Below are 19,401 nucleotides of genomic sequence, written 5' to 3'. Positions count from 1 at the left end.
GACTTCTGCTTTTCTTTGGTATGATTTATTGCATTGGAATAGTTCTTCTTCTATTAATGAAGTTGTAAATGATATTCATTAACCTCTATTCATATTCCACCTAACCTGGTACTTACTCTCCCCCAAACATCAAAAACATTAAATTTACGTAATTCTTGAAGTATTTACTTTATATAAAAATCATGCTATGATTTCGGTCATACTTTTCGGAGTTTTAAAGTCCTTTTTTTGTAAGAATTTTAGACTGTAGGCAAAAAATGGAAAAGGCCGAGTTAGTAGAGGGAGTTGATGGCAAATCACTATCTTCACCATCAGCCAAATCTTCGCAAACTTATACAATTCAGAAACGCTTAATTTCACCCGCAACAATAGTACTAAAAGTAGCGGATAAAACAAGCCACAAATGTATAAAGCTCTGGCGTCCTTTTAAGAATGATATTTACGACACTGTAGATACAAATAAAAACAATATATATACCCTTCAAGGCCTAGCATTTAATCGGCAATTTGCCCCGGAAGTATATCTAGGTATTGCTCCCATTATTTCGCCTTTTCATGAATATGCTAGAACAATCACATTAGGCACGCTCCTCTCAGCACCTACTGAAGATGACCTTAAAGCTAACAAGAAATATGCTGTTGTCATGGACTTTCTTAACCAGGACTGGAGATTAGATCAACAAATCAGGAGGCGTTCTTTACCCACAGAAGAAGATATAGAGTTCCTGGCGAAAGAGATTGCTCACATGCATGAACAAGCCAGACCTGTTTCATCTAGCTATGGATCATTAGAAGAATTGAGCAATAAGTGGGAATTAAATAAAAAACACTTAAAGGAAGCTTTAACTCACCCTTCATTAGAAAGAATAGATAAAACGCTAATAAAGTCACTAAACATATCAGCATCACTTAATACGATGGATAATGCTTTAGAAATCTACAAAAAGGAGTTTTTAGCGAGAAGCCTATGTCTTAAACACTGTCATGGTGATTTAAAAACCAACAATCTCTGGCTTATACCTAAACCATTGAGCGTATCAGAGACCAAACAAAATAATGCAGGGAACGATACTAAATTAGAGTGGAAAAGTAAAAGACTCAAAGTCCTCGATTGTATTGATTTTAATCCTCTCTTTTCTTATATTGATCCACTTAGTGACGCAGCAATGCTCATTATGGATTTGGAAGAGCAACTTACCTCGCTGACAAAAACGGATTTACCCAAAAGATGTGGGGATGCATTTCTCAAAGAGTATCTCACTCATACAACAAAGAATACAGACACTTTTGATAAAGGATATCTTATCCCTATCATGGAGTTCTATATTGCAGAAAAAGCCATAGTATGCGCTTATGTCAGCATTCTTTCAGACAGACGACCTCATTTAGGACTACGTTATTTATTGATTGCACAAAAACATATTAACACGTTATCAAACATTATTAAAAGACAAAAGCAAGCGACTGCATCTACCGAGAGATTTATCATCAAACCAGCATACCCACGGGTATCTGCATCTAACATATTTATAACAATAGCCAAGCAGGGACAAAAGCATATATTGCGTACCCCATCTACTCTTAGCCGTACACTCTCCTAAAACTCCTACTCAAGGTGCAACCAATCCGCATGATTTAGCGAATACAGCCCTCCATAGTGATTGCTAATTAACTCAACATTATCACTATGGTCCTTGAGCTTCTTGCGCAGGTGGTGCATCCGCTGGGTAAAGGTTGAACGCTCGATGATTTTACCCCAGGCTCCCTGCATCAACTCTTCCTCGCTACAGCGCACGGGATGCTGTCTAAGTGTCTTGATCAGGTGATACTCCAGTTCAGAGAGCGAGAGGCGCTCGGGAGCCTTAGAGGGACGCGTAATGGTAAGCCAGAAGCCGCGACTGCTGGGAGGAGTCTGCATTCGTGCTTTCTCTCGCAGATACTCTCGCAGAATAGCGCCTGGATAATATACGGGCTGGAAAGGTTCATAGCGAATCAAGCCTTCGTTGGAGAGAATATAGCGTAGTTCTGCCCCCAGGCTGTTCCAGAGTTCAGGAGCTATCTCTTCATCCGCGTTATGAGCCTCAAATACACGCACAAATTCAAAGAAATGAGCTTTCGTCTCGCTATTTCCCTTTTCGATAGCCTCTAGCAAACGCTTCCAGTGCAAAGTGAGAAAGGTTGTAACAGCGCTATTCACCTGCTCACCCAGTTGTTGCCGACCTTCAATGGGCAGCTCTAGCCACTGCTGAGACTGCGTGGCATACAATTGTTTGAAATGAAAGGTATGATAACAATATTGCAACAATATATAGGGATGGCTCCCCGCTTGCTCATGTAACCATTGCTGCTCACCAGGAGTAAATATTTCCTGTCCACCCAGCCGGTAAAAAGTCTCTGCCCACTCCTCACCAAAATCCTCTGGACACTGGCCCAAAAAAGCCAGGGTATCGGTATGCGTCAGGCATTGAAGGACAGTCGTCGTGAAACGTGCCAGGTCGGCCGATACATGGATAAACTGGTCTGCCGGTCTTGGTCGTGCCAGGCTCTGGATGGAGAAAATCACGCCAAAATTCGTAAACTCATCAATTAAATCGACCAGGACACGAATAGCCCCACAGTGATTGAGCAAAGCGATTCCTCGCTCCTGCGGAGTTTGAGCCAGGCTCCCTTCCAACTCAGGGATAGTCATATCGAGACGCGCCAGGCGCTCCACTGCATCAAGCATCACAAAGTAACGCGCCTCCGGGAACTCGCGCGCATAGTAGCGCAGCAGCGACCTCAAGCCCTTGATATCATGGGAGGAAGATGGCAATTTATCTCCATCGTAGGGAGTATCAAGGCTTCTCTTGCATTCGGCCACGAAGGCAGAGAGTAGCTCTTGCGTACTTTGCGCGTTCTCCAGGGTCGTCAGGTCGATCTGGGTAAAATACAACTGGTCAAGCGCAAACTGCTCGCGTAGATCGTGCAAGCTTACTTCATCACGCCAGGACCAGCCCACAGAAGGCACGCCCTTAAGATAGCGCACAAAAGCTGTTTTACCCACCCGAGGAGATCCAGACAAGATTATGGCACTTTGCTGATTGGCAATCAGATTTCTAATATCGGTGCTACGACCAGAAACACGGCCGGTTCCGGGCATATCACCCAGGCTGAAGGGATTAAACAATGTGCGCCAGGAGTGTACATCCGACATAAGCATACTCCTTTCCTCCTTATCTAAGACTGTAGCAGCCAGCGATTACGCATGAGCCAGAGCCTGACCAACTCAATCTTAAAAGTATATTCGGGATTACCTGCGTTGCGTCTCCCCGCATGTTCATCTAGTATCAGGCCATTGCGTAGCCGCTCTAAGGCAGGACGAATCTCTCTTTCAGCCATTCCTAAGTTTTTCGTCAGTTGCCGCAACGAAATCATGGTGTGCTTCGAATAAGTCATAATTTCAAGCATCTCATCTAAAATACGCGACTCCAGTTCACCATGCAGTTCTTGTCGATAATACGAAAAGCTCTGCTCACCACCAGCCTCAATAATATGATCTACCGCCAGTTGCAGGTCTTCATCGGTTACCTGCTGCTTCTGCGCATGGGCATTGAGCAAGCGCACAAACTGCATCCCGATCAGGGCCATATAGTAAGGATTCCCCCCCGTTAATTGCACAGCTTGATGGACAGTACGAGAGGAGATAAGCACCCGCAATTCGCGTAGTGGCTCCGTCAGCAGTCGCTCCGCGCTTGCCTGGTCCAGAAAAGGCATGGGCAAATTTTGCGCAAAACTGAAAGCATTGACAAACTTTTCAGAGACCAGCAGAGCATGGGAACTAGTAGGAAGAGCAAGGAGCAAACTCACCTGTGAAATAACACTCAATAACTCGCGCCAGTAGGTAAAGAAGCGCAACTCCAATACAGCATCTGTGTACGCCTGTAAAGCGCCCCCAAACTCATCCAATACTAGCACCAAGCGTGAACCAGGCGCGCGCTCTAAACAGCGTTGGATAAAACGGCGAAAACAAATTTGTACATCGCTCTGGCCCAGAATGTCCCATTCGGGCGCTGGGCGATTAAAATGCTCTTGAAAACTAGCGCCAATCTCGCCCGCCATGTCACGTAAGATACGCTCCTCGTTAAAGCGTGTTGCCCCTTGCAAGGAATAGAAGACCCCCCAGGCTGGAGAAGTAATATGCCGGCTGAGAAAATTTTTGCATAGCGATGATTTGCCAGAACGGCGAGGGGCATATAGCACAACCGCTTTCCCCTCGCTTCCTTCACACAGCTCTCGCGCGAGATAACGCAATTCGCTCTCGCGTCCAAAGAACATCTTCGAGGAGGCTGGGCGCGAGATATCATAGGCATTCCGCAAGATTGCGGACCGAGGCCCAAGAGAGGAAAGCGTGTCATCCCACTGCTCTTCCTGGGGTTGAATGGGCTTCTCTTGCTGGTGCTCACGTATACGCTGATAGATATAGGGAACGGTGCGAGCCGCGTCTACTTCGACAGAGGTGACGCCATTAATTGATTTCAGATCATTGATGATTTCTGCCACCTCACGATACTCATAGAGTTCCGTCACGAAATGTACTTCTGCCTTTTTAAATTTTAAAATCGCTTCCGCATGAATGGAGAGCAAGGAGCAGTGGCGTCGGCGCAGCTTTTTCGTGATATCCAGTACCAGGCCACGCCGGTCCTCAGTCAGCATAAAGAAAGCGACTTTGAAGGCGGGGGGACGATATTGCCACTGCAAGGGAATAAGTCGCGTCCGTTGTTCATCATTAAGGCGTGTGATATGCGAACAACTAAGCGTATGTGCCACCAGCTCACGGCTATTTTTGCCCTTGTAAGCGACGATTGTTTGCTTCGAAGACATAGGCTGGCAAGAACCACATAAACGTGGAGGATGAGAGTAAGAATCGCCCAGAAGAGCCTGTGGAACAAGATCAGCCGTCTCTTTAGCGATCTCTAAGGTATGTGTCTCATTGTATTCGGCGCGGCGCTGGATAATCTGTTGCGCCGCCCACTCAGCCGTGTATGGCTCTTTGCCATCACTATTCAGTTGCTTCAGGTAAAACTGGCGTGTGCCAAGCTTTTGACGTGTCACCAGCAGACGTAGTTCATCATCTAATTCTTCAAGTGTAAGAGGATAGTGGTAGAATTCCAGGGCTTCTCGAATAAGTTCATAGCTACGAAAGTTATGCAGCTCTTGTTTTAAAAGCGCCCGAATATGGGCCTGGGCCTGGTCAGAGGTTGCATACTTATCATCCAGCCAGTAATCCTGCACCTGCGTTTCGCTCACAGTTCTGACCTCTACAATATCACCAGCATTCAATTCGTGGAATAATCCTGCTTTGCGGTTATTGATAAAACCTTCTACGGCATGTGACCCTATATTGGGATCAAGTTTATATGCGAAATCTAAAACCGTTGCTCCCTTAGGAAGATGTATAGGGCGATGGTTATGGCTTTTGTCATAGACAATAATAGGATTGGATGCTACATCATCTTCATCTAGCTTCTCCGCCTTTTCCATGCCATCTTTAATGGCCGCATACATCTTGCCCTCTTCACTAAACCAGATAGGTCGCGAGTCCATGTCATGCATACTTGGTGCAGCATTGCGAATTGCGGCTTGCGCCTCATCATATAAAGCATAAATCTTTTCATTCAGGCAACCATAATAAATGCCAGCCTGAGTTACTTTTGTGCCTATTTGAAAGAAACAGTTATAGGTGGTCTCTCCATCTGATGCCAACCATTCCAACTTCTGAAAAGGTGGGGCAGAAGGGTCAAGCGTCAAACCAAAGGAGAGGTGACAATAGCCATTAGGTTTGGGATGAGCAATTTGGTCAGTCACACGATCTTGCAGCGTGCCTAGTTGAAACAGAGCTCCCATAGCTAAGTAACAATCGTAAATTACGGGTACGATGACATCAAAATTGACAAGATCAAAACCATAGAGCCGCTCCTTCTGCGAGGTCGCTGTGGTATGCATATCCTGGGTTCGTCGCTTCAACCCGGCAACGCCACATGGTATGCACACTACATGTACTGGTCTATCAGTAACTTCTTGGCAAAATTGTTCAAAGATTGATCTTAAATTCTCGATTTTATCACTATCACGTGCGAGGATTTTTTCGTAGCGCTGCTTATCTTCTAAAAATGTATTTGGATGAATAAGTTCTTCTGTAACATCCTCAATCTGGCGCTTAAAATCCCATAGGCCCAGGCGCTTGGTAATATGAACGAGTGTTCGTTTCGCACTCTGGACATCATCCAGCAACTTACCTGCTAAAGGTTGATGTATTGCATGCTCCTTCAATCCCAGAAGCGCCTGGTAATGCACGACCAGGGCGATCAATAACGCCCCCAGATCGGGATAGGGCGGGATTAGCAGATTGGCAAGCTGCTCTTCCTCGATGTAGCGGGTGTAGAGGAGGGAGGACTTAAAATGAGCACGTACCTTCTCTGCGCCAGGGAGTGTTACGTGACTCAGCAAGGTCTCATCGTAGGAACGCAGGTAACCAGCGATGACCACAAGCTCGGGCAGACCCCAGTCACGCAACTGATCGCCAACATTCCAGGCATCATAGCGCACGTTAAATACATAGGCATAGGGTGGCTTTGGCTGTCCCTCTGCTTCGCGAACTACCAGCGTGATGAAATCACGCCACTCAGACGAGATAGTGGTAGGCGTAGGACGCCAGGGGGAGAGGTCCAGGCTTGCGTATGTCTCGGTCATGTGCAGTACTCTCTTCCTTGCCGTATGCACGTAACACTTCTTTTCTACGAAGCCTTCCTAAAAATATTACAATATGTACTATACCATAAATACTCTGCCTAAGAAAGCTTATAGTTCCCTTAATTTCACCTGGACACAAAAATATTATAGCATATTACATTGATTTTTACGAATATATTGATCATAATATTAATAGCGATGATAAAAACACAGTAAGCGTTTCCCAGCTTCTTGTGAGGTGATGCATGCAAAACGAGCAACCTCTCTTCTTATGTGATTCAAACGCTCCTGTAGATGTCATCCTCGTACAATTAGAACCGCGTATTCGTAGGCTGGTACGCCATCTCACTGATCCTGGCATGACCGAATGGGAATGTGACGAGATAGCCCAGGGCGTTCTCATTAAACTGGCTCGTCTGCTTCCACGTACGACTATAGAGCATCCCCAGGCATACCTCCAACGCGTGGTAAAGAGCGAAATTATCGATCACTGTCGGCGACGCCAGCAGACATATCCTCTGCTGACAAACGACGAGGGAGAACCTCAAGGAATACCACTGCTAGCCCTTAGCCAGGGCATGGGTGATCCATTGTATGAGATACTCCAACGTATCGCCTTCGAAGAACTCCTTGATAAGCTCGTTGCGGCAATCCTTACGCTCCCTCCTGTACAGAAGAAGGCCGCCATCTGCTACTTTCGCGAGCGAGTCGACGATTTGTCAGCTTTTGTCGAAGCCTTTAAGCGTCATAATGTAGATATCACGCTTATTCGTCCACCACAGGCACGCATCGATCAACAGCGCTTACGCGCCTCGTACTACGTGGCACGCCTGGCCCTGGCAGAGAAGCTTAAGGAAACCTCTATGTATAGAAAGACTGATCGCTACGCTATCGTTTCCGCTTCATAGATTCAATTCTTCTGGATTACACCATGGGCATGCGCTCAATGTGCAGCCCTTCCTGTTCATCGCGTGGTGAACGTCGACTCTGAATACGGCGCATGGCCAGCCCTATACGCCGTATTCCCTCCCTGATCTGCACTTCATCGCTTACGGCGTAGCTCAGGCGGATATACTGTCGTCCACCACCATCAATATGAAAAGGCTCTCCCAGGACAAACGCGACTCCCTCCTGGGCAGCCTCTCGTAAAAGCGTTCGTGCACGCATATCTCCCGGGAGGCGACACCAGAGATGGAAGCCGCCTCCCGGCAACGTCACGCGTGTTCCCGCCGGCCAGTACTCCTGAATCGCCTGAAACATGACATCGCGCTGCCGTTGATACTGCTGGCGCACCCTGGCCAGGTGAGGATCCAGCATCTGGCGCTGGAGTATCTCTGACACCAGCCATTGTCCCAGGGCCGTCGTGTTGAGGTCAAAAATCTGTTTGTGGAGCGAGAGGCGTTCGATGAGGGGTTCTGGTGCCGCCAGCCAGGCCACGCGCAAACCAGGAGCCAGGAGCTTTGAATAGGTACTGAGGTAGAGCACGTCTCCACGTGTGTCCAGGGCCTTTAAGGGTTGGGGCGCTTCACCCTCAAAATAAATCTCACCATAGGGATCATCTTCGAGAATAGGAACCTGGTAACGCCGTGCCAGGGTCAACAGGCGCCGCCTACGTGCAGGTGACATAATTACGCCCGTAGGATTTTGAAAGGTTGGCAGCGTATAGATAAGACGTGGACTGCGACGAGCTAAGATGGCTTCCAGAAGATCCAGGCGCATCCCCTCATTATCAATTGGGACCCCTATGACCCTGGCACCAAGCGCGCGAAAGGTCTGGATCGCGCCCAGATAGGTAGGCACCTCGACCACCACCTCGTCGCCCGGATGCAGCAAGAAACGCCCCACAAGGCCAATCCCCTGCGTTGAGCCTGAGAGCACCAGGATATGTTGAAAATCAACGGGCACACCATGCTTACGCATCCGTTCAGCAATGCCACGCCTCAGGCTCTGTAAACCTTCGACCGGACAATACCCGAGCGCGTTCTGCCGCGCGGTGAGTAAATCATCCCGCACTATTTCGCGTAACAATTCAGCCGGAAGCAAACCCTCAGCAGGCGTGGCTGCCGCCAGAGAGATGACCTCTTGCTGATCTCCCAATGAGGTAATCTCGCTCATCAGGCGCGCATCATGTCCCAGAGCCAGTTCCTCTTCGGCGGAGAGACTAAACAACCAGGAGGGCATATGCTGTTCAAATGGCTCATCATCCAATTCTCGTGCCAAATAGGTGCGCTTCACCAGCGTTCCCCGACCAACATGCCCCTCGATCAAGCCCTCGCTCGCCAGTTCATTGTAGGCATTCATGACCGTTGTGCGATTGACATGCAGCTCTCGTGCCAGTGCGCGTTCGGTAGGGAGGCGCGTGCCCTCGGGAAGCTCACCACCCAGGATCGCATTGCGCAAGCGTTCGTAAATCTGGCGATAGAGTGGGACACCATTCGAGCGCTCAAGCTGAATCATTGCCGATACCGAAGCGGTAAACAGAGGCAACGGTGAATACTCCTGTGGTTGCTCAAATTTATGGGCCATACGTCTTTTCCCTTCATTGGTTGACACCAATCTCCCCTGTAAACAGACTATACACACCTGCTTTCTTTTAACTATACCAGCCAATCAGGAACAATGCATAGGCCAATATATCAAAAATAGAAGAGCCAATCTTTGGTGTAAGCAATACACAAAGGGAGCAGCAGTACTGCCGCTCCCTTTGTGTATCATAGTCATCTGGCTAAGACGATAGGAACCTTGTCTAGCCTTTAGAGATAACGCTACCTAATAGCTGGGCTGAGCGAATCTCACGTAGTTGCCAGAAGGTGGACGCTGCCCAAAGAGCAGGTAGAGGAACTGACCCACAAAGGGCAGCAGCCAGACGATTAGCAACCACACCAACTTTCCAGTTGGAGAGTGCTCATCTTCCAGAATCATCACGGTCTCGATAACATGTCCTAGCAGGGGCAACATTACCCTACTTTGACCATAGAGATAACCTTCGTGAAACGCTCCTCATTTTGCGCTCAATCAACCAGATTTCGGAAGGAGTCGCATAATGAGCAATCCACATCAGGCAACCATCGCCCAGCAGTTACAAGAGCTTGACGAACTCTATTATACCGCACCGCTCGCACTTTATGAAGCCACGCTACGCTTAGCAGTTGCTCAGCTTGAGCACATCTTACCCGGCTTTACCATCGCCTTCGCTGAAATCTACACCATCGGAAGCGAGCGCCAGGCACACGGCGGGATGTGCCATGTTTTCTTGCCGGTAGAAAGGAATGCCGAATGAGCGCTCAGGGTCAAGCCCCCATCAAAACCTTTGCTTCCCTGCACTGGTATGACGAAACAATCAAATTCATCTTTAACTTTGTGGCAAAGACCAGCGAGCTTTTATTAGCCGCAGGCGTCGTTGTCAGTTCCGCGAACTTTCTAACAGACGGCGATATCATGCAAGATCATACCCCGCTGTCAGTTGCGTGGGCCTGGGCGCAAGCGCTCGCCATTGATAGCAGCTTAGGGATCGTCTTTGTCAACGGTTTCCAGGCCGCACGCGAACGAGACAAGATCAAAGCGGGAATCTACTTTGCCTTAACCGCGATGCTTGCCTCTGTGGCCGGACTGCTGACCCACTTTGATGCGCTCGCTCACGCGACTGGCTTACCCGTTACCTCTCAAAGCATCTCAGGGATTATTCCTCTCTGGATGTTGACCGGATTACGCGCCGTGGCTGTTATCGGTTTCCTGCTTGTGAGTAGGCTCAAGAATGTTTCCTTCGGCATGCACCAGAATGAGATCCACGATCAGCAGCCTCAAGAGTCAAAGCCAACACTCGTGATTACGCCAGAATTACTGAACGAATTGCGGGCGCTCCTGTACCAGGCCGCCGTTTCCGAGGAACAGACAGGAACACCAGGAACACCGCAACTCACCGAAGTAGCCACGGCGAGCGACCAGCAGCAGAACCAGCCTGTATCCTTGCTCCCCACTATTACCCCTATTTCCGAGGAGGAGAGGAGCAAGGTCATTGACGCCTATCTTCAGGGCATTCCCAGGCGGGAGATCTGCTCATATCTTCGCTGGGGCAACGCGAAATACACCACTATTGTCAAACCTGTTCTCGACGCCTACAGGGAACAGGAACACCAAACGGGGAACGTTGAGGCACAAGCATAATGTTTCCGAGGAGCAAAGACATGCGAGTGGATACAAGTCCAGCCTGTATCCACTTCTTCTTGGGGCAACATCGACCACGAAAGACTATCTGCAACGTCCTGCTTTCTCTATCCGTATTCTCTATAGGCAAGAAAAAATTGCACATCGAAGCATACACAATGCTTAGAATACAAAATTGTTAGTAGCTGTATCAGCAACCTGCTATACGCTTAAAATGCCTTATAGTATGGAGGAGATAGAAAAAATGTCAGGCAACCGCGGATGTTTGTTCAATAGCTTATTGTTCCTCATTATAGTCTTTATACCTCTCGTCGGCCACGTAATAGAAACGGTCATGGTGCTGCAAGACGACCATTCGGCCCTTGGTATGCTGGGCTGGCTGCTCCTCATTTGGCTGATTCCTTTCGTTGGCCCGTTACTCTACCTGCTGTTTGGTCAACGACGTTCACGCGTCTACTTCGGCCAACCGAGCTACGTGCAGACCCCCTACCAACAGCAGAGATAGACCTACGAACACACACAAAAAGAGGAGATACCGCTTCGCCCTGTATCTCCTCTTTTTCTTTTTGTTGGCTCAGTGTAAATCAAGGCACCTGCTGGCTTCTTGATGCACACTGAGCCAATAAACCACACCCCAACGGTTTGGCCCACTTTGTGGGTAAGCAAGATAAAGTTCCTCAATATCTGGTGAGGAAGCTCTAGAAAACGTTACTGGCAAATCATGCATTGCTTTCATACCAAAAAGCAAAAAATGTAGCGAACAGGAAAAAGGCTCGACTCCAGCAAATCGCTTACGTATGCGACGGCAAGGATGTATTCTGTCCCTTCTTGCCATTGCCAAGCACGAACCATCTTTTTTGAAGCAGACTGGATGAAAAATTGGTAGCAAATATGAGTATCCATGCATATTTTCCTTATGCTATAGACTTCCAGCAAGGGATTCGTGAGTACCCTTGTCGTGCTGGCGCAGTTCGGCCTGGAGGTCTTCATCTCATAGGGAAAGCGTTAAGGGTGCAATTATTTGTTCTTTCCACTTTTGAGAACATTCCTCTGCTGCTCACGTTTGGTTTGCTCATATGCTTTGATAGATGCTTGAAGGTCCTTGTTTACCTCAGGAAGAGGAGCAGAGGGATTTTCTTGATAATCCAGCTGGTTGAGTTGCTGGGAGAATCGTTTGGCAAAGGTGAGCAAGTCGCATTCTATTTGCAAAACCGTCTCCCCTTGCTCATCGGAGCGACTCAGATACTCTTTAAACCAAAGAACGTGGATGAAGAGCTTGTCATCCTGGCGTAAAAAGAGCCAGCGATATTCTCCAGGATCTCCCCTCCAGGAACATCTGGACTCATTGGCTCCCCACAACAATATGCGCACTGGAAAGATCAAAGTCCAGAGGTCACCTTCAAAAGAAGCGGGGATGGTTGCTTCCTGAATCCCATCTGAAAGCGTGGCTACCCCCAGGAGGTCGTCGATTCCAAACGTGAATTTGAACTTCTTGGCAGACATGGGATAGCACCTCATATGAGAGCGTTTGAGAAGGCTACAGCGACGTTGTTCTTCTTGGAGGTTGTTAAGAACAGAAAAGAGAATAACTCATCCTATTTTTCATAACAACCTCTATGCTCAACAAGCAAGCCTATTTACAGCCATGGTCTCAATAAAGTGACTGCGCGCATAAGATTAACTCTATCTCTCTGAGTCTGTCAAGTATTTTATGTATGTGTTTTCGTCTATTGAGGGAAACGCTCCCCGAATTCGATGGCAAAACAGTTGAGCGCAGGCACCCAATGCGCGAATGGGCATGGTCCATTTCTTGGCAATGTTGTGCATGGCCAGGTAGACCACTTTGTAGACGGCCTCATCCGAAGGGAAAATGCGATGGTTGCGTGTCACTTTGCGTAAGGACATGTTGACGGACTCGATAGCATTGGTGGTGTAAATGACCTTGCGGATGTCTTCGGGAAAGGCAAACAAGGGGATCACATGGCTCCAGTGCCTCGCCCACAGCTTACTGATGCTTGGGTACTGCCGATCCCACTTCTCGGCAAAGAGGTCGAGATAGACCTGCGCTTCGCTTTCGGTCGCTGCTGAATAGATCAACTTCAGGTCGGCTGCCACCTCCTTGCGATGTTTGTACGAGACATATTTGAGCGAGTTGCGCACCATGTGGACCATACAGAGCTGGACGCGAGTGTGGGGGAGAGCGTTTCGATGGCTTCAGGTAAGCCTGTGAGCCCATCCACACAGGCAATAAAGATGTCTTTGAGTCCTCGATTGTGCAGTTCAGTGAAGACCGACAGCCAGAATTTGGCGCCTTCATTGTGTCCCAGCCACATCCCAAGCAATTCTTTTTGTCCTTCCATATCCACACCCAAGGCCGGGTAAAGAGCCCGATTGATGATACGCTGGTTCTCACGGACCTTGACCACCAGACAATCCACATAGACGATGGGATAGACGGCTTCCAGCGGGCGATGTTGCCACTGACGAACCTCTTCGAGGACAGCTTCGGTCACATTGGAAATGAAGGTGGGCGAGACCTCAACACCATAGAGGTCGTGAACCTGAGCCTGGATATCACGGGTCGTCATGCCACGTGCATAGAGGGCAAGAATCTTGTCTTCGAAGCCATCAAGCCGAGTCTGGTGCTTGGGAATGAGGGTAGGCTCGAAGTTGGCTTCACGCTCACGTGGCACGGCAATGCTGATCTCGCCTTGGGATCCCTTGAGGGTCTTGCGGCTGCTTCCATTGCGGGCGTTGCGCGTGGTGTCACTGCGTTTGGCATGCTTGGGATAGCCCAGGTGCTCCTCCATCTCCGTTTCCAAGCAGCGCTCTATCAGGGCCTTGGTCAGCTCTTTGAGCAAGCCTCCTTCGGCGAGAAGTTCTTTGGGATCGGTGCATTCTTTGAGCAGTTCATCAATCAATTCGCGTCGAATGGTCATCTGTTGTACTTCTTCCTCTCTTCATCCACTACGTTTTTTGTCGTCACATACACAAAACATTCTACACCCTCAATTTAGGAGGATCGTGTATAGTGCGCAGAAATATTCTTGGATATGCCTATTTCGTCGGCTTGGACAGTGCAGCCACCAGGAAAGGCAGAAATACTTCCCCTGGTGGCTATACTTCTTGTTTATGCTGCCCAGATCTTGCTGAGATGCTCCATTTGCTCAATAAGGGTGCTGATTTCCCTGGCTTGAGAATCGAGTGGATAGCCATGTTGGCGTAACAGGCGTTTAATGATGGTGCGCATCTTAGCGCGAGCACTCTCGCGAATGTTCCAGTCGATGGTAATATTCTGTCGAACAACTCGCACGAGCTCCTGCGCTATGGCACAGAGCTTTTCGTTGCTGAGGATCTGCTGTGCGTTCTCATTCGTCAGCAAGGCGTCATAAAATGCCAGTTCTTCATCATTGAGGCCAAGCTGCTCTCCACGGTTGCGTGCAGCTCATATATCCTTGGCAAGCTTGATGGCTTCAGCAATAACCTGTGCCGCCTCCAGGGATTGATTCTGATAGCGGCTGACGGTCTGCTCTAGGCGCTCCTCGAAGGAGCGGGCCTCTACAACATTACAGAGAACGTGGCGAGAAAGCCCTGGTCATTGATGCCAGGGATGAATCGCCACATCCGCTCTCGTGCGCGAATAGAACAGAGTATTTTTAAAAATAGAACTTGTGTTCTTCTGCTTGTTCTGGTAGAATAGGCATATCAGCACGATTCATCAATAGGAATGGAGAAAAGGAGCCGACATGCCTGGACAACGCCAGAGACAGCAGAAGCCAAAACATCCCAAGGAGAAGCGACCGGCAACGCCTACCTTTCTGCTCGAGCTGCCCCTCGTCGTCGACCCAGGACAAGCCACTCGCCTGCGCGCTCACCTGGAAGCCGCTCGCCAACTCTACAACGCCATCCTCTCCCAGGGACAGAAATGCCTGCGCCGCATGCGAGCTGACGCTGCCTGGCAAGCGGCTCGCGATCTTCCTCGCACGCAAAAGACCCAACGAGCAGTCACCTTCTCCGCCTTGCGCAAGCAGTACGGGTTCACCGAGGCAGCATTGCATGAAGCCGTCAAAGGCTTGCGCGTGGGATGGATTGCCGAGCACATCGATGCCGTGCTCGCCCAAACCCTGGCGACCCGTGCCTACCGCGCCCTCAACCGCGTCTGCCTGGGCCAGGCCACACGCGTGCGCTTCAAGAGCCGAGGGCGTGGTTTCTCCAGCATCGAGAACAAGCGCAATGATACCGGCCTGCGCTTTGTCCTGCAGCCACCCGAGAAGGGAAACGCAGGGTTCCTGCTCTGGAACGGAGATCAGCTTCCTGCCTTCATCGATTGGAAGGACGAGGTGGTGACCCATGGGCTCAGGCACCGCATCAAGTACGCCCGCCTCGTCCAACGTCCCGCGAGCAGCCCCAAAGCGGCCGGAGCCGATGCAGAGGGCTATCGCTACGTGGTGCAACTGGCCCTGGAGGGCAAGCCTCACCATAAGCCCAAACACAAAGTGGGGCAAGGGATCGTTGGGGGCGACCTGGGTCCCTCGACCCTGGCGCTCGTTCCCCAGGAAGGGGAGGCGCGTCTGGAGGTTTTCTGTGCGGAACTGGCGCCCGAGGCCCGTGCCATTCGCCGTTTGCAACGGCAGATGGATCGGCAGCGGCGAGCAGGCAATCCGGAGAACTACGACGAGAAGGGGCGCATCAAAAAGCAGGACCGGAAGAAGTTGCGGTGGAAGCAGAGCAAGCGCTACCAGGCCACCCGACGGCGCAAGGCGACCAAAGAGCGCAAGCTGGCGGCGCACCGCAAGAGCCTGCAGGGGCGCAAGGTGCACGAGATCGTCGCGCTGGGCAACACCATCATCATTGAAAAGATCTCCTACAAGGCATGGCAGAAGCAATTCGGCAAGAGTGTGGGACTGCGAGCACCAGGGATGTTTGTTGAACTGTTGAGACGCACCGTTGCAAGCACGGGCGGCACCCTGGTGGAAGTTCCCACACGAACGACGGCGCTGAGCCAATGGTGCCACGGCTGTGGCAAGAAGGTCAAGAAGCCGCTCTCCCAGCGCTGGCATCAGTGCGCCTGTGGCATAGGTCCCGTCCAACGCGACCTGTATTCGGCGTTTCTCGCCGCTTATCTCGATCCAGCACATCCCATTCCCTCGTGTGCCCGATACCAGCCGTATTGGGAAGGTGCGGAGGCGCGCCTGCGGGCAGCACACGAGCGTACCACACAACGTGCGAGAGAGGGGCAGGCGCTGCCCCGAAGCTTGGGTATGACTCGAGCCAGAGCGCGTCTGCCCGAAAGTCCAGGGGAACCACCACTAGAGCCTGCTCTTCTCCTTTGGCGTGAAGAACGGGAAGCGTGGGCCGAACTTCTGGAACCCCCGTTGCTTTAGCACGGGGAGCTCTCAGTATACGGACTACTCAACACCTTCGTTGCAGGGAGAAGCGGTAAACGCCAGGAGTTCATCATCGCAAAAAACGCTCCTGGCCATCCTTCTCTCTTCCTCTCGTTCTGGATTAGCCCCTGCATCCTCCCAAAGCCTTCCCCTTACGTTGAAGCGGTGCGCAATATGCAATGGAAGATCGACCCTCTGCCTTGCGCGCTCTCCACCCAGACCTTGCCGCCATGGAGCAGGATGATCTCGCGCACAATAGAAAGCCCCAGGCCATGCCCCTCAACGGTTGCCGGACCAGAGGGAAGACGCTTGTAGCGCTCAAAGACATGCTCAAGTTCCTCAGGAGGAATGCCAACGCCTTGATCACTCACGCTGATATGCACAAAGAGATCCTCCAGCTCGCTCACGACCGTAATGGCGCCTCCATCAGGCGAGTATTTGATCGCGTTATCCAATAAGTTGATCAGGGCGATCATGAGCTTCTCGCGATCCCCCCAGAGAATCGGGAGCGCCCTGGCAAGCTGGAGCCGGAAGGTATGCTTCTGCGTATGGTGACGCATTCGCGCAACCGCCTCATTAATAAGCGCGTTAAGATCAAGCCAGTTAAGGTGGAGCTGTATATGGTCCATCTCGAGGCGATCCAGGTCGAGCATATCATTGATGAGGCTTACCAGGCGTTGCGCGTCCTCGCGAATATCGGTCGCGTATTCTCTGACCTCAGAGAGATTTAGCTCATTATGCTGCAATATCTCACTAAATCCTTGGATGTCTGTTAAAGAGGTACGAAATTCGTGGCTCACAATAGAGACGAGATTGCTCTTCATGCGATTGGTCAACTCTAACCTGGCGTTGCTCTTTTGTAATTCGGCGACCGCGTGATCGCGCTCATACTGCGCCTGCTCACGTTCGACAAGGAGCGCCGCCAGCCGCGCGATACCCAGAATCAGCGCGTCATCTTCACCAGAGAGGAGCGGCTCTTGAGCGCCATAATCAATAAGTAGCACGCCCTTTAGCTTCTGATAGCGAGAGATGGGCGCGACCAATTTATAGGATGGCTGATCATAAAAGAGCGTTGTGGCTGGTTCAAGAGGTATGCCCTGGTAAAAACGCCGTATTTGCTCTTCGCCTCCCAGGAGGGCATGTAGCGACGCCCCCTCGAGCCGGTTACGCCAGAGTAGCTCCAGGTCAGGGGCGGGACTCAAGACGATGGCAGGGGATAACAGTTGCGTCTCCTCATTGAAGAGCAAGATAGCAACGCAGGAGCAATCCAACAAGCCAAGCGGGAGTTGCGCCAGGCCACGCTCAACCTCGGTTAAACGTTCCAGAGGCCGCGCCACGTTTGTGGTCTGGGCGATGAGCGTCCCCGTATCTTGCGGCTCTGTGACCATCGCCTCGGCCATGGTGAGCAAGGCTTGCAAGGCGCGTTGTGAGCAACGTTCAGCCCCCCGTTGATCCGTCACGTCAATACAAATCATGATCCCGCCCACAATGGCTCCCTGAATGTCGTGGATGGGTAAGCCAGACATGGTCACATGCATAGGATGCTGCTCGGGTTGATCCTTGGGGCGGATGCTAACCACGCGATTCTTTTGTATCTCGCCTCGCAACATACACATCATGGGCCACTGCTCCAGCGCAAGGACATGCCCCTCCTCATCCTCAAACTGAAACTGCTCACTTAAGGCCTGTAGCGTCTGCTGGCTCGCCTCCTCAGCCGAGAGCTGGAAGGCACGTTGGAGCGGAAAACTCAAGCGCTTAATATGTCCCTGCGGATCGTAAATGGAGATACAGCGGAAAACGGTTTCAAAAATAACCTCAAACTCTTGCAGGCGCTCTTTACTATCACCTTCGGTCAGACCAACCTGCCGCAACAGGGTATCGAACACGTAAGCATAGGGAGTAAAATCACTAAACATGGTAAAAATACGAGAGGGTGTCTGCGCACCGGGACGAATTTGTGGGATAGCACTCATCAAGAGCCAGCGATAGCTCTGCTCATACTCATTGAAGCAGCCAAGCATCATATCGCGCACAGGCTTGCCCTGTTGAAGTGCCAGTGCCGCTGGTTGTGCCTCCACAGGACAGGGGGTTCCATCCTCACGCAGCGCCTTACCCAACGGGTCAATCGTTGTCTGCCCTAACAGTTGCTCGCGCGTCATGCCTAACATGGTGAGGGCTGCCTCATTTACCATCAAGATACGTCCCTGCTCATCGGAGCAGAGCGCCCCTTGCTCCATGGTCTCAACGAGGAAGCGAGAGGCCTCATCTGTAAATGTAGGATGCTCTACAGCGGTAGTCAAAGAAGGCGCGACAGCGCTTTTCTTCTGGCTGCGGTTTCCACGCTCCCATTTTCTGCTTTGTGCCATCTGTCTCCCTTTCTGCATGCCTGCCCAGGCATAGGCTCATCCTATCGAGTAGTATCTATATTTCTAGTGTAAGCCCAACACAAATAAGGGAGAACAATGACCAGTATGAAGGGAGAGCGAATTTTTCATTAGCGGGGAGAGAGGCGACAGTGGTGTGTAAGTCACCACTACCGCCAGAAAGGGAAGGTATAGCCACGCCTCTGGAGCACATCGCGAAACCAGGTCACGGGATCCTGGTTCTTGGACTCGGTATGGCTATCGGCGAGAAAGAAGCGAGCATACAGGGGCAATGAGGAGCCAATGCGCTCCAATAGGAGATCGATCCGCTCCTCAGCGTGCTGCCACCGGCCTTTACGGGCGCCCAGGCGCCAGCTATTATACGCCTCATCGTGTAGTTCGATAATATCTAGCAAGGCAGGATCATGGATATAGCGCTCTGAGAACTTGCGCGCGATATAGGCATGATGATTGGTACCGATTTTAGGGCGTGATTCATCCACGCGATATTTAAAGGCATCATGGATCAATGCAATCAGACGAAGTGCACACCGCTCCCGCGAGGTTGGTGGAGGTTGTTGCCGCTCGATATTCGCAAGCACATCGGTGATATGAAATTTAACGGGTCCCTCAAGATGACCGGTTCGCGGTATCCCCCATTCCACACCAGTCTGCCACTCGGGGTCTTCAGCAATTTGGCGTTCCAGGGCAGTTTCCAGGGCAAAAGGTAGTGAAATCATGGCCCTCCCAGACTCATT

The 19,401-nt window shown here is 50.6% G+C and carries 13 protein-coding genes and 2 pseudogenes; 6 read left to right on the top strand and 9 right to left on the bottom strand.

Annotation, left to right across the window (positions count from 1 at the left end; translation table 11 throughout):
• Window positions 1-257: 257 nt before the first annotated feature.
• On the top strand, window positions 258-1,601 hold the full coding sequence (locus KTE_RS17140; RefSeq protein WP_201382904.1) for a hypothetical protein: 1,344 nt from the start codon (window positions 258-260) through the stop codon (window positions 1,599-1,601).
• Between the two features lie 5 nt (window positions 1,602-1,606).
• Here KTE_RS17140 and KTE_RS17135 read toward each other — a convergent pair whose 3' ends face one another.
• Window positions 1,607-3,193, bottom strand: coding sequence for a helix-turn-helix domain-containing protein (locus KTE_RS17135; protein WP_201382902.1), 1,587 nt, complete (start codon window positions 3,191-3,193; stop codon window positions 1,607-1,609).
• A 23-nt stretch (window positions 3,194-3,216) separates the two neighbouring features.
• The gene (locus KTE_RS17130) at window positions 3,217-6,729 is read right to left on the bottom strand and encodes an ATP-binding protein (RefSeq protein WP_201382900.1); all 3,513 of its coding nucleotides are present in this window, start codon (window positions 6,727-6,729) and stop codon (window positions 3,217-3,219) included.
• Window positions 6,730-6,974: 245 nt separating this feature from the next.
• On the opposite strand from KTE_RS17130, the gene KTE_RS17125 reads away from it, so the two are divergent.
• On the top strand, window positions 6,975-7,637 hold the full coding sequence (locus KTE_RS17125) for an RNA polymerase sigma factor (protein ID WP_201382898.1): 663 nt from the start codon (window positions 6,975-6,977) through the stop codon (window positions 7,635-7,637).
• 16 nt (window positions 7,638-7,653) lie between these two features.
• On the opposite strand, the gene KTE_RS17120 is transcribed toward KTE_RS17125, so the two are convergent.
• A complete protein-coding gene (locus tag KTE_RS17120) occupies window positions 7,654-9,255 on the bottom strand; it encodes a PLP-dependent aminotransferase family protein (protein ID WP_201382896.1) in 1,602 nt (533 codons plus the stop codon).
• 243 nt (window positions 9,256-9,498) lie between these two features.
• On the bottom strand, window positions 9,499-9,687 hold the full coding sequence (locus tag KTE_RS17115; RefSeq protein ID WP_201382894.1) for a PLDc N-terminal domain-containing protein: 189 nt from the start codon (window positions 9,685-9,687) through the stop codon (window positions 9,499-9,501).
• 85 nt (window positions 9,688-9,772) lie between these two features.
• Here KTE_RS17115 and KTE_RS17110 point away from each other — a divergent pair, with 85 nt between their 5' ends.
• The 3 genes from KTE_RS17110 to KTE_RS17100 all read left to right on the top strand — a co-directional run bounded on the left by KTE_RS17110 (window position 9,773) and on the right by KTE_RS17100 (window position 11,398).
• A complete protein-coding gene (locus KTE_RS17110) occupies window positions 9,773-10,009 on the top strand; it encodes a hypothetical protein (protein WP_201382893.1) in 237 nt (78 codons plus the stop codon).
• Window positions 10,006-10,893, top strand: coding sequence for a hypothetical protein (locus KTE_RS17105; protein ID WP_201382891.1), 888 nt, complete (start codon window positions 10,006-10,008; stop codon window positions 10,891-10,893). Before KTE_RS17110 ends, KTE_RS17105 begins: the two co-directional genes overlap by 4 nt.
• Window positions 10,894-11,137: 244 nt before the next feature.
• Entirely contained in the window at window positions 11,138-11,398 is a 261-nt protein-coding gene (locus KTE_RS17100; protein ID WP_201382889.1) for a PLDc N-terminal domain-containing protein, read from the top strand.
• Window positions 11,399-11,910: 512 nt separating this feature from the next.
• Here the strand turns inward: KTE_RS17100 and KTE_RS17095 are convergent.
• The 3 genes and pseudogenes from KTE_RS17095 to KTE_RS17085 all read right to left on the bottom strand — a co-directional run.
• Window positions 11,911-12,396 carry a hypothetical protein gene (locus tag KTE_RS17095; protein WP_201382887.1) on the bottom strand — a complete coding sequence of 162 codons (486 nt, stop codon included), beginning with the start codon at window positions 12,394-12,396 and terminating at the stop codon, window positions 11,911-11,913.
• Between the two features lie 224 nt (window positions 12,397-12,620).
• Window positions 12,621-13,832: pseudogene (locus KTE_RS17090) on the bottom strand (IS256 family transposase).
• Window positions 13,833-14,023: 191 nt separating this feature from the next.
• Window positions 14,024-14,404, bottom strand: a pseudogene (locus KTE_RS17085) (type I restriction enzyme endonuclease domain-containing protein); the annotation flags it as partial.
• A gap of 235 nt (window positions 14,405-14,639) precedes the next feature.
• Between KTE_RS17085 and KTE_RS17075 the strand changes: the two are divergent.
• Window positions 14,640-16,277 carry an AAA family ATPase gene (locus KTE_RS17075; RefSeq protein WP_201382885.1) on the top strand — a complete coding sequence of 546 codons (1,638 nt, stop codon included), beginning with the start codon at window positions 14,640-14,642 and terminating at the stop codon, window positions 16,275-16,277.
• A 155-nt stretch (window positions 16,278-16,432) separates the two neighbouring features.
• Here the strand turns inward: KTE_RS17075 and KTE_RS17070 are convergent, their stop codons facing one another.
• Window positions 16,433-18,646: an ATP-binding protein gene (locus KTE_RS17070; protein ID WP_201382883.1), complete on the bottom strand. Its 2,214-nt coding sequence runs from the start codon at window positions 18,644-18,646 to the stop codon at window positions 16,433-16,435.
• 167 nt (window positions 18,647-18,813) lie between these two features.
• A complete protein-coding gene (locus KTE_RS17065; protein WP_201382881.1) occupies window positions 18,814-19,383 on the bottom strand; it encodes a hypothetical protein in 570 nt (189 codons plus the stop codon).
• Window positions 19,384-19,401 lie beyond the last annotated feature (18 nt).

Source organism: Ktedonobacter sp. SOSP1-85 (assembly GCF_016587415.1).
Classification (GTDB): Bacteria; Chloroflexota; Ktedonobacteria; order Ktedonobacterales; family Ktedonobacteraceae; genus Ktedonobacter.
This window is presented reverse-complemented; position numbering and strand designations above follow the sequence as displayed.